Raw genomic sequence first — 12665 nt, forward strand, 5'->3', positions numbered from 1 at the left:
TTCTATTTTTGCTTTTCTAATATCCTCTTCAAAAACTGGCCTGTATAGGATTCCTCTACTTCTGCTATTTCTTCAGGGGTACCAGTTGCTACTATTGTGCCACCTTTGTCCCCTCCTTCAGGACCTAAGTCTATTATATAGTCGGCAGTCTTTATTACATCTAGATTATGTTCTATTACTATTACCGTATTTCCACCTTCCACTAATTGTTCTAAAACCTTGATTAGCTTATGGATATCCGCCATATGAAGGCCAGTTGTTGGCTCGTCTAATATATAAATGGTCTTTCCTGTGCTTCTCTTGCTTAATTCCGTTGCCAATTTAACCCTTTGGGCTTCCCCGCCAGATAGCTCCGTTGAGGATTGGCCCAGTTTTATATATCCTAACCCTACATCGTATAAGGTCTGTAGTTTTCTCTTTATTCTAGGTATGTTTTCAAAGAATTCTAGTGCTTCTTCTACTGTCATATCTAATACATCAGAAATGGTCTTTCCTTTATACTTAACCTGTAAGGTCTCCCTATTATATCTTTTTCCTTTGCACACCTCACAGGGCACATAGACATCGGGTAAGAAGTGCATTTCCACCCTTAAAATCCCATCGCCTTTACAAGCTTCACATCTGCCCCCTTTTACATTGAAGCTAAATCTACCTTTTTCATATCCTCTCATTTTAGCTTCTGGAGTCATGGCAAATACATCTCTTATATGATCGAATACTCCTGTATAGGTGGCAGGGTTGGATCTTGGAGTTCTGCCAATGGGAGATTGGTCTATTACTATCACCTTATCTAAATGTTCTAACCCCCTAATCTCCTTATGTTTCCCAGGCTTAACCTTTGCTCCATTTAGCTTTTGAGCAAGGCTTTTATATAGTATTTCATTAACCAAGGAGCTTTTACCAGAACCAGATACTCCTGTTACACAGGTGAAAACCCCCAAGGGAAATTTCACATTTATTTTTTTAAGATTATTCTCCTCTGCCCCTATCACTTCTATCCAATTGCCATTGGGTTTAGTCCTTTTAGCTGGAATTTCAATTCGTTTTTTCCCCGATAAATATTGGCCTGTAATGGATTCAGGATTATTTCTAATATCCTCAACAGTTCCTTGTGCCACTATATACCCGCCATGAACTCCGGCGCCAGGTCCTATATCCACTACATAATCTGCACTATATATGGTATCTTCATCATGTTCCACTACTATGAGGGTATTGCCTAAATCGGTTAGGTTTCGCAAAGCCTTTAAAAGTTTAGCATTATCCCTTTGATGAAGTCCTATACTTGGTTCATCTAATACATAGATTACTCCTACTAGACTTGACCCAATTTGGGTCGCCAATCTAATTCTCTGTGATTCTCCTCCAGAAAGGGTTCCAGCACTTCTTGATAGGGTTAAGTAATCTAGTCCTACATCCTTCAAAAAACTTAATCTTTCTCTTATCTCCTTTAACACCTGATGTCCTATTGCTCTTTTTCTGTCATCTAACTCTAAGTTATTTATAAAGTCAATGGCCTGGGAAATGGACATGTGAGTAAATTCAGCAATATTTAGCCCTCCTACTTTAACTGCCAGTATCTCATCCTTTAATCTATCCCCCTTACATTTAGGACAGGGTATTTCCGTCATATAATCTTCTATCCAACCTTTTATATAATCAGAGTTAGTCTCCCTATATCTTCTTTCCAAATTAGGAATAACTCCCTCAAAAGTTCCATTATAATTGCGAGGTCCATTGTAGCGGCTATTAAATTTAATATTTATAATCCTATCAGTCCCGTATAACACTTCATCCAAAAATTTCTTAGGTGCATATTTCAAAGGAGTATCCATATCAAATCCATTTTCCTCAGCTAATGCTTTAAATATCTGATGATAGTAGCTCGATTCATTTGTAGTATTATAGGGGGCAATACCTCCCTCATTTATGCTTAATTCGGGATTTGGTATTACTAAATCCTTGTCTACTTCATAATGATATCCTATCCCATTACAATTGGGGCATGCTCCATAGGGTGAATTAAAGGAAAACATCCTTGGGGATAGCTCCTCTATAGCCACACCACAGTCGGGACAGGCTAATTTTTGACTAAATAAAATCCTTTCCTTATTTATTACACCTACAATGACTAATCCATTAGATAACTTGAGAGCCGTTTCTAAGGAATCAGTTAGCCTACCTTCCACTCCTTCTCTTACAATGATTCTATCTACCACTATTTCAATATCGTGTTTTTTATTCTTTTCCAACTTAATTTCATCGGTTACCTCATATATTTCTCCATCTACCATTACTCTGATAAAACCTTCTTTTTTAATATTTTCTAATATATTCTTATGTTCTCCTTTCTTACCTCTAACTACTGGAGAAAGTATTTGAATTCTAGTTCCTTCCTCAAACTCCATTATTCTATCCACCATTTGATCTACAGTTTGGCTAGTTATCTCCTTGCCACATTTATAGCAATAAGGAGTGCCTATTCTAGCATATAATAGCCTAAGATAGTCATATATCTCCGTTACCGTTCCAACAGTAGAGCGAGGGTTTCTGCTAGTAGTCTTCTGGTCAATAGAAATAGAAGGCGATAAACCTTCCACATAATCTACATCCGGTTTTTCCATTTGTCCTAGAAATAATCGGGCATAACTGGATAGGCTTTCTACATATCTTCTTTGCCCTTCTGCATATATGGTATCGAAAGCTAAGGAGGATTTACCAGAACCACTTAATCCAGTAATTACAATGAATTTATTTCTAGGAAGTTCTAAATCTATATTCTTTAAATTGTGTTCTTTTGCACCTTTAATTATTATTTTGTCATTTACCACTATATTTTCACCTCTTTTTTCAATTCACAATCTGGAAATTATCTTATTCCTGCATCTTGCAGTTTTTTCAGTTCTATCATCTTATCCCTTAGTTCAGCTGCTTTTTCGAAGTTTAACTCTTCTGCAGCTTTTAGCATGGCTTCTCTTAAATTGTTTATCATAACTTCCAATTCTTCTCCAGTAAATGTATCTGCTACATATTCTGCCTCTTCTTCTAAGACGACAGTGGCTTCTATTACATCCCTTACCCCCTTAACAATACTCCTTGGAGTTATGTTATATTCTTTATTATATCTTGCTTGTATTTCCCTTCTTCTATTGGTTTCCTTAATAGTATTTTCCATAGATTTAGTTATGGTATCTGCATACATAATAACCTGACCATTAACGTTCCTCGCAGCTCTTCCAACAGTCTGTATTAAGGAAGTCTCAGACCTCAAAAATCCTTCCTTGTCTGCATCAAGTATAGCTACTAAAGATACCTCTGGAAGGTCTAACCCTTCCCTTAATAGGTTAATCCCTACTAGTACATCGTATTTTCCAAGCCTTAAATCTCTTATAATCTCCATTCTTTCAATGGTGTCAATATCGGAATGGAGATAGGTTACCTTTATTCCAATTTCTTTGAAATAATTAGTTAAATCTTCTGCCATTCTCTTAGTCAGTGTTGTTACTAAGACCCTCTCATTTTTCTCTGCCCTAATTCGTATCTCCCTTACCAAATCGTCTATTTGGTGTTCTGTAGTCCTTACATCGATTTTAGGATCTAATAACCCTGTTGGTCTTATGATTTGCTCTACTATCTGTTCAGAATGCTTCTTCTCATAGGGGCCTGGTGTAGCAGAAACATAAATTATCTGATTGACCAATTCTTCAAATTCAGAGAATTTTAAAGGTCTATTATCTAAAGCTGAAGGAAGCCTAAATCCATATTCAACTAAGGTAGTCTTTCTCGACTTATCCCCTTCGTACATACCTCCAATTTGGGGAATGGTAACATGGGATTCATCCACAATTATAAGAAAATCTTTAGGAAAATAGTCTATCAAGGTAAAGGGTCTACTTCCAGGAGGCCTACCGCTTAAATGTCTTGAGTAGTTTTCAATCCCTTGACAAAATCCCATTTCCCTTAACATCTCTATGTCGTATCTGGTCCTCTGCTCCAATCTTTGAGCTTCTAATAACTTACTTTGCGCCCTTAATTCCTTTAATCTTTCCTCCAACTCCTCTTCTATGGTAGTTATCGCCCTATTAATCTTTTCAGGAGATGTAGCATAGTGGGAAGCAGGAAAAATAGAAACATGTTTCCTAGCACCTATAATCTCTCCGGTTATATGATTTACTTCCACTATCCTGTCTATTTCATCTCCAAAAAATTCAACTCTAATGGTATTCTCACTGGATGAAGCAGGAAATATTTCCAGTATATCTCCTCTAACTCTAAAGGTTCCTCGAGTAAAATTTATGTCATTGCGCATATATTGGATATCTATTAGCTTTCTTATTATTTCATCCCTGTCTTTAACCATACCAGGCCTTAAGGACACTACTAAATTTTCATAATCAATAGGGTCTCCCAACCCATAGATACAGGATACGCTGGCTACTATTATTACATCTCTTCTTTCAAATAAGGCAGCTGTTGCTGAATGTCTTAATTTGTCTATCTCATCGTTTATTGAAGCATCCTTTTCTATATAGGTATCCGTCTGAGGCACATAGGCTTCCGGTTGATAATAATCATAATAGGACACAAAATACTCTACTGCATTTTCTGGGAAAAACTCCTTAAATTCGCTAGCTAATTGATAAGCTAAAGTCTTATTATGTGCTATAACCAAAGTAGGCTTTTGTACCCTTTCAATTATATTTGCCATAGTGAAAGTCTTCCCAGAACCAGTTACTCCTAAAAGGGTTTGATGTTTTAATCCGTTTAATACGCCATTTGATAATTTTTCTATAGCTTGTGGTTGGTCGCCAGTTGGTTTGAAATTAGAATGGATTTTAAATCTTTGCATATATTTCACCTCTGATTGAACGCTTGTTCCTGCCTATTATTATAATACATATAATATAAAAGTCAAAACAATAATTCTGAAATGAAAATAATATTGAACAATTATTATTAATATTATAAACTATTAGGTAAGGAGGAGCTAATTATGAAAAAAATATTCCTTATAGTAGTAATCTTTGCATTAGCCCTAATAACCCTAGGATGTAGTAGCCATATAGACAAATCCTATTCCGGCATTAACAATGAAATTAAGGAAAAATCTTTAAACTACATGATTGAAAAAATTACTTTGTCTAAAGGGTTCCAAGCCCTAGATCCTAGCGTAGAAATACTGGATAAAACTAATAATTTAAAACTTCTGGCAAACATTGGATTGATAGAAAGCTCTGGTGTTAGGATAGATAAAATTACAAAAACCCAAAATACTATAAATATCTTTGTAAGTAGTTTGCAAGAAGAAGGAAAAACCCAGTTAGCTGTTCCCAAAGTAGTATTGGAATTGCGAGATACCATTGATGAAAAAATTGAAAATTTAAAATTTAATATAATCAACCAAAACTATGACCTTATTCCTCTAAAATTTAATAAAGATCAAATATTAGATAAAATTTACACCGATTTTAAAATTGAACCTAATTCCATACCAGAAGTAACATTAGGTAAACTGAGAAATCAAATATATTGGAATATTATTTTTACCAATATATTTGATAAAGAAAACCGAGAATCTCCATTGATAAACTTTAACATAAAAGTTGATGCCCTTACTGGTACTGTATTAAGTTCAACAAAGGAACCCATTTCTACTTATATTGATAATGGCATACTATTAGATTATATACCCAACAGCTACTTATTATATAAGCAATCCCATGCTGAAAATAATATGGATTATGAAGCTCTTTGGATTTACGATCTTGAAAAGGAAGAGCAAAATAAACTATACAGCTCTAAAGCTAAAATTCAATCTGCCCAATTCAGTCCTGATGGTAAATGGGCGTCCATAATTGAAAAGGTTGAAGATAAAACTGATTTATACCTAATATCGATACAAGAAAAAATTGCTTATAAGATTAACCCCGATAGCTATTTGCACCCTAAGCTCATGAAATGGAAGGATAATAAAACACTTATCTTTATAAATATGAAAAATGGATACTCTAACTTTTTAACCTATGATCTAGATAAAAATGAAGCAAAGCAAATATTTAAAACCGACAAAAATGTAGATTCCTTTGATATATATGGGGATATGATACTATTTACTGAACCAAGGCAGGATCTTACCAATAAGAATATCTATATCTATGACGGTGGTAACAAATATAGCGATGGCAACAAATCAATAAAGATAGGGGAAGGATTTAAAATTAGCTTTTTAAATGATGAAAAGATTATTTATTTGAAAAATTTAGAAGTCGAAAATAAGAATATATTTTATATATTTGATTTAAACGAAAATAAATTTGAATATAAAATAGATAAAAATATCGCCAACTACATGAAATTAAGTAAAGACGAATTCATTATCATTGAGCAAAATACCCACAACAAGGACTATACCCTATACAAGTTTAATAATTTGGAAAAGACCATAACCCCATATGCTAAAATTAATAACGATAAATTATTCTATGATTCCGCTAAGGAAAAAGGATATATCAGTACTCACTTACCCTATGATAGGGATGAAATGAGTATTATATATGCAGTAGACTTAAGCAAATCCGATGTAGTTAATAATAAAAATTAATGAACCCTAAAATAGGGTTCATTAATTTTTATTTCTACATCTTCTCTTTTTAAAATTTTTGATAAGCTTATTTACAGGAGCAATGGATTCTTCTACTATAAAAATCTGTTCTGGAATTTTGGGAACTACAACAATTCCTAAGTGACTAATGCCATTCTGATAATCTTTGTACTCCTTTGTTACAAACCTCTTATTTAAGTCATAAACCTCCATCCAGATGTATTTTGGTCTAAAGAAAAGCAAAGTTTCGATATCTCTATTAGAATATACCCTACATCCATTTAAAGCTAATATAATGTCACCAGGATTAAGTCCTATTTTTTCACCAATACTTTTTGGCAATGTGTCCAATACTCTTAACCCCTCATCTACAGAAGTAAAAATATAATCCTTTTCTTCCATTTTTCTTCCTATCTTTATTATTATTTCGTGAGCTACAGGTGAAAAGATAGCTGCCAAGTATTTAAAAATAAAGTATTCCCGAGATAGTCTTGCTAAAATCAGTAAAGTTAAGCTAAATAGAGAAAGCATACTAGCAGTTATTCTAGCTTTTTTTTCTGGAAAATTGGAAAGGACAAAATCACCATAACCCAATATGGCAAATACGGTTACTGGGTGTAAATATCCTGAATTAATAAGTATGGTAAAGGGGACCGGCCAAAACCTATTCATGGAAAAACCACCTACTATTTCCCCTCTTCTTTCCATAAAGACTGGTATTTTACTACTTTTCCCATCTACAAGGATTAAAAAGCTTTCTACCAAATGAAGCACTCCAATTATAAACATTATTTCACTTATATTAATTTCAGGCCATCCAAATATAAGACTTATAATGGAAATAATTCCACCAGCATATGAAAAACAAATGAATCTAGGATGAATTAAGGATAAAAATAAAGCTAATGGCAGAATAAAATAAAAATCCATAGCCCTAATAGTTATGCCGAAGTACATTAATAAAATACTTCCTAATATGCCTCCTATTAATCCATATATAGTGGATAGTAATACATTTAGAAAAGGGGAAACTTTATAACAACCTAGGATCCCCTCCTCCATTTTTCCATATTTTCTATACTGAATATATATAACCCCGATAACAACCCATAAAAGGGGAGATTTTAAAATATTAAATACATTGTATATGGAATAATATACAATTTGTAATAGATAATGCATATCATTGCTCCCTTACAATGGTTTAAAAAGTTATTGAATCATATCTTTAATCTTCTCTATGGCCTTTTGTAATTGTGTATCTTCTTTTAAGTTTTCTACTCCTATTTCCTGTATATCTTCAGGCAAGTCTACAACTATATCTGGTTCTATCCCTACGCCATGAATATTGGTGCCATTTGGAGTAAAGTATTCAGATACTGTTAATTTAAAACCAGAACCATCAGATAATTCTCTTATCCTTTGGACAACCCCTTTGCCAAATGTTTTGCTTCCTATAAGAATTCCTCTGTTATGGTCCTTAATAGCTCCTGCTAATATTTCAGATGCACTGGCACTACCTTCATTTACTAACACTACTAAGGGAATATCTACATGTCTTTTATCCGATCTCTCATAAACCCTTTCTCCATGTCGAGTTTCTGTATATACTATTACCCCTTCTCCCAGTAGCTCATCTGCTATATCCACACATACATTTAATAGTCCACCAGGATTATTCCTTAAATCTATTATAATACCTGCTATATCTTTATTCATCAGATTGTTTAAATCCTTTTTAAAGTCATCATAAGTTAATTCATCGAATGAGGTTATCTTAATATACCCAATATTGTCCTGTATTATATCCGATTTAACCGTCTCCAATCTAATTTCTTCCCTTATTATTTCTAAATCTATATACTCATTCTTGCCATCTTTATCTTTCCTTAAAATGGTTATATTTACTTTTGTTTTGGGTTCACCCTTCATCAATTTTACAGCTTGATCCATCCTATCTGCTGTAAATTCTTCACCGTTCACCTTGATAATCTTATCTCCCGTTTTAATGCCTGCTCTTTCGCCTGGAGTTCCTTCTATGGGAGATACCACAGTTATTAGATTGTCCTCGCCAGGTGTTACTATTACTCCTATTCCTCCATATATTCCTTGAGTTTGTTCTGTAAAACTTTTAAATTCATCTTCAGTCATATATACTGAATAAGGGTCTTCTAGGGCTTGGAATAACCCTTTTAATTGCCCTTCCATAAGCTTATCTTCATCTACAACCTTAAGGTAATTATCTTTAATATAATTTTCCAACCCCATAACCTTAGAATATTTTCTATACGAAGACATAAGCTGTTCATATTCACTTGCTGGTAGAATAACTCTATCTTTGAATCTAATGGTCAATAAGTTGGTTGCTCCAAAGGTAATAATATTTGTAAATATGATCAATATTATTACCAACGTTATGTTTCTTTTTTTAGACATGTTCTCACCTCTATATTATGGATATGTATTCTATTGTATTAGTTCTACTCAAACATTATACCATAAAAGGACCAAAGAAAGATAATAAAAAAGGGGAATCAATTCCCCTTTAGCCAAGGTATAGGATCTACATATGAACCATTCTTTCTAACTTCAAAATGACAATGTGGGCCTGTAGATATGCCAGTACTACCTATTTTTGCTATTGTATCGCCTTTTTTCACCGATGTCCCTTCACTTACCACCAGCGAGGAATTATGTCCATATAGTGTGACAATACCTCCTCCATGATCTATCATTATTGTTTTCCCATATCCTCCTAAAGTGCCCGAATATATTACAGTACCATCAGCTGCTGCAACTACTTTAGTTCCTGTAGATGCAGGAATATCGATTCCCGTATGTAATTTTTTAGTCTTAAATACTGGATGTATTCTATACCCATAGGGAGAGCTAATCCTAGTATGCCCTGGTACTGGCCAAGCCATAACTCCACCAGAATAGGGACCATCCACCCTTTGCCTTTTTACTATTTCTGACTCAATATCCTTCGCTAACTTGTTTAATTTATCATATTCTTCCTCATATTTCTTTATATCCTTTTCTAATTCCGCCATTAAGGATTCTTTAGCCCTAGTGGCTCTTGCTAATTCAGATCTCCTTTCCTCCAATTTACTCCTTGTAACCTCAACGGAGGCTCTTTGCGCCTGAAGTTGAACCTTCTTAGCATCTATAATATCCCTCTGTTCCTTCATATACTTTAAAAGCTCCACATCATGATCAACTATTGCTTGTATCATATCCATTCTAGTTAAAAAATCGCTTATATCTGCAGACGATAGCAATACTTCTAAGTAACCTACATTTCCATTTTTATACATTACCCTTAAACGAGAATTAAAAACATCTTGTTTTCCTTCTATCTTCTTTTCTGCTTCTTCTAACTCCTTCAATGTTTTATCTATAGCTTGGTTTAATTCCTCCAATTCCTTTTCCACTTTCTCAAGCTCTACTGCTGCATGATCCATTTGCCTGTCCAATTCATCTATTTGGCTGCTAACATCTTTAGCCTGATTCTGTAAATTTTTAATTTCCTCTTTTGTTTTATCCATCTGTTGCAGTGTTTCTTTTTGCTTCTTTTTTAAATCGTTTAAAGAATTATCTGCAAAAACCAAAGCATAGTTAAAAATTAACATTAGGGCAATGATAAAATATATTTTTCTCTTCTTATGTCTCAAAATCCCCAACCTCCTTTTTATGCATCTAAAAAACGCTTCAAAGAAACTAAACTACCTAAAGTCCCTATTCCCGAACCTATTGCTAAGAAGATGATAGCAATATCCTTTACCAACACCTTAGGCGATACTAAGTATACGGTAAATAATACATAAAGCCTATCATTTACCCTGTTAAAGAAATAGCCATACCCATAATTTATAATTAAAATGGATATCATGGCTCCAATAAGCCCAAAGAGTAAACCTTCTATAATGAAAGGTCCCCTTATATAGCCATTAGTAGCTCCTACGTATTTCATAATGTCTACCTCTCTTCGCCTTGCAGTTACAGTTATCTTTATGGTATTAGATATAATAAATACCGAGACAAACACTAAAATAGCAACTACTACTAGTCCTCCCGCTCTAATATAATTAGCAAATAGTACCAGTTTATCTATAATATCCTTATTGTATTTAATTTCTTCTACTCCCTGAAGACCTTTTACCTTGTCCACTACTAAATCAGCATACTCTATATCCCTTAACTGAACAATCAAAGCATCGGGTAGAGGATTTGTTTCTAAACCTTCCAATAGATAAGCATCATCTTCCCACTGTCTCTTCATTATTTCCAAAGCCTGTTCCTTTGTTTGAAATACTACTGATAAAACCCCTTGGGTATTCTTAGCCTCATTCTCAATCTTGCTTCTCTGTTCATCTGTAATTCCATCAGTTAGAAATATTTGCACTTCATCAAATTTATTCTTGGTATCGATTACCACATTATTTATGCTCAAAATAATTATTAGAACCAAACCAAGGATTACCAATACTGCAGTAATAGAGCTAATGGAAGCTAGTCCCATTCCTCTATTCCTCCACATTCCTTGAAATCCCTGCTTGATAATATTCTTAAGAATTCGAAAGCTCATGCTCATACACACCCTTCTCTTCGTCTCTAATTATCCTGCCTCCTTCAATGGCAATAACCCTCTTTTTCATAACATCTACTATGTCTTTAGCATGAGTTGCCATAAGTATAGTGGTTCCTCTTCTATTAATATCCCTTAATACTTTCATTATCTCCCAAGCTGTATCCGGGTCTAAATTCCCCGTAGGCTCGTCTGCTATTAAAATAGGAGGGCTGTTGACTATGGCTCTGGATATTGCCACCCTTTGATGTTCTCCTCCAGAAAGTTCATGGGGATAGCAGTGAGCTTTCTGACTTAAATCAACCATACTTAAAACCATAGGAACATTTCTTCTAATATCCTTAGGATGTGCCCCTATTATTTCCATAGCAAAGGCTACATTCTCATATACCGTTTTATTTGGTAATAATCTAAAATCTTGAAAAACTACTCCAACATTCCTTCTTATGTAGGGAATTCTCCTATTTTTCACTTTTGTAATATCCATATCATTTAAGTAAATCCTTCCTTCCGTTGGATCTTCCTCTTTTAAAATTAACTTTATTAAAGTAGACTTTCCTGCTCCACTAGGCCCAACTAGGAAAACAAATTCTCCCTTAGATATAGTAAGATTTATATTAACCAAAGCTTTTACTCCATTTTTATATTCTTTGCTTACATTGACAAACTTTATCAAAAGTTTTCACCTCTATGTATTAAAAATTCTACATAATCTGTATATTATGATTATAACATAATTACTTAACTATTCTATTTTAAATTTAGAAATCCTTTTATTATTTCAATCCTAATTTACATATTCGCTTAATTATATATTATAATATAAGCTAGACTATAAATAAACAGTAAAGGGTGGTAATTTTGGATAAAAAAGCAATGCGAAAGGAAATATTGGAAAAGAGAAGTAAACTAACAGAAGAGGAGATAAGAGAAAAATCCAATATAATTAAAGAAAAACTAATGGGGTTAGATAAATTCAAAAAATCTAAATTCATATTTTCTTTTATAAGCTTTGGAGATGAGGTTGATACCCACAATATAATAAAGGAAGCTTTAAATTTAGGTAAAAGGATAGGGGTCCCCATCACTGTCCCCGAAAAAAGAAGGCTATTAGTTTCAGAGTTATACGATTTCGATAAAGAATTGGAATTGGGATATTACAACATATTAACTCCTAAAAAGGAGTATATTAGAGAAGTGGATCCTAAAGAAATAGATATGGTATTGGTGCCTGGGGTAGTATTTACTCCAGATGGCTATCGTATAGGCTATGGTGGCGGATATTATGACCGATTCTTTAATAAAAACGATAAATTATTTAAAATAGGTTTGTGTTTTGATTTACAAATTGCAGAAAAGATTCCCGTTGACATTTATGATATACCCGTTAATTGCATCATTACCGAAAAAAAGATAATAAATTGTTCTAAAGAAAATTTCTAATTTATTATCTTTATATTACAAATAATGTTATAA

At 33.6% G+C, this 12665-nt stretch carries 9 protein-coding genes; 2 read left to right on the forward strand and 7 right to left on the reverse strand.

The window, feature by feature from the left end; genetic code table 11:
* Positions 1-2: 2 nt before the first annotated feature.
* Positions 3-2831 carry an excinuclease ABC subunit UvrA gene (uvrA, locus tag BLV68_RS04780; protein WP_093751371.1) on the reverse strand — a complete coding sequence of 943 codons (2829 nt, stop codon included), beginning with the start codon at positions 2829-2831 and terminating at the stop codon, positions 3-5.
* Between the two features lie 38 nt (positions 2832-2869).
* On the reverse strand, positions 2870-4849 hold the full coding sequence (gene uvrB / locus BLV68_RS04785; protein WP_093751373.1) for an excinuclease ABC subunit UvrB: 1980 nt from the start codon (positions 4847-4849) through the stop codon (positions 2870-2872).
* Between the two features lie 144 nt (positions 4850-4993).
* Between uvrB and BLV68_RS04790 the strand changes: the two genes are divergently transcribed.
* Positions 4994-6601, forward strand: coding sequence for a TolB family protein (locus BLV68_RS04790; RefSeq protein WP_093751375.1), 1608 nt, complete (start codon positions 4994-4996; stop codon positions 6599-6601).
* A 21-nt stretch (positions 6602-6622) separates the two neighbouring features.
* Here the strand turns inward: BLV68_RS04790 and BLV68_RS04795 are convergent, their stop codons facing one another.
* The 5 genes from BLV68_RS04795 to ftsE form a co-directional block, all read right to left on the reverse strand.
* Positions 6623-7558: a PDZ domain-containing protein gene (locus BLV68_RS04795; protein WP_159428614.1), complete on the reverse strand. Its 936-nt coding sequence runs from the start codon at positions 7556-7558 to the stop codon at positions 6623-6625.
* 255 nt (positions 7559-7813) lie between these two features.
* Positions 7814-9037 (reverse strand): S41 family peptidase, encoded by a 1224-nt coding sequence (locus BLV68_RS04800; protein WP_093751379.1) that lies wholly within the window; start codon positions 9035-9037, stop codon positions 7814-7816.
* Between the two features lie 98 nt (positions 9038-9135).
* Entirely contained in the window at positions 9136-10275 is a 1140-nt protein-coding gene (locus tag BLV68_RS04805; protein ID WP_234949833.1) for a murein hydrolase activator EnvC family protein, read from the reverse strand.
* Between the two features lie 17 nt (positions 10276-10292).
* Entirely contained in the window at positions 10293-11195 is a 903-nt protein-coding gene (gene ftsX, locus BLV68_RS04810) for a permease-like cell division protein FtsX (RefSeq protein ID WP_093751381.1), read from the reverse strand.
* Positions 11170-11865: a cell division ATP-binding protein FtsE gene (gene ftsE, locus BLV68_RS04815; RefSeq protein ID WP_093751383.1), complete on the reverse strand. Its 696-nt coding sequence runs from the start codon at positions 11863-11865 to the stop codon at positions 11170-11172. Before ftsE ends, ftsX begins: the two co-directional genes overlap by 26 nt.
* A 185-nt stretch (positions 11866-12050) precedes the next feature.
* Between ftsE and BLV68_RS04820 the strand changes: the two genes are divergently transcribed.
* The gene (locus BLV68_RS04820) at positions 12051-12632 is read left to right on the forward strand and encodes a 5-formyltetrahydrofolate cyclo-ligase (protein ID WP_093751385.1); all 582 of its coding nucleotides are present in this window, start codon (positions 12051-12053) and stop codon (positions 12630-12632) included.
* Positions 12633-12665: the final 33 nt, after the last annotated feature.

Source organism: Tepidimicrobium xylanilyticum (genome assembly GCF_900106765.1).
Lineage (GTDB): Bacteria > Bacillota > Clostridia > Tissierellales > Tepidimicrobiaceae > Tepidimicrobium > Tepidimicrobium xylanilyticum.

What these genes read in the sequence shown, in the direction of transcription:
- uvrB (WP_093751373.1), bottom strand. Translation starts at nt 4,849, where the DNA reads ATGCAAAGATTTAAAATCCATTCTAATTTCAAACCAACTGGCGACCAA.
- BLV68_RS04800 (WP_093751379.1), bottom strand. Translation starts at nt 9,037, where the DNA reads ATGTCTAAAAAAAGAAACATAACGTTGGTAATAATATTGATCATATTT.
- BLV68_RS04795 (WP_159428614.1), bottom strand. Translation starts at nt 7,558, where the DNA reads ATGTACTTCGGCATAACTATTAGGGCTATGGATTTTTATTTTATTCTG.
- ftsX (WP_093751381.1), bottom strand. Translation starts at nt 11,195, where the DNA reads ATGAGCATGAGCTTTCGAATTCTTAAGAATATTATCAAGCAGGGATTT.
- BLV68_RS04790 (WP_093751375.1), top strand. Translation starts at nt 4,994, where the DNA reads ATGAAAAAAATATTCCTTATAGTAGTAATCTTTGCATTAGCCCTAATA.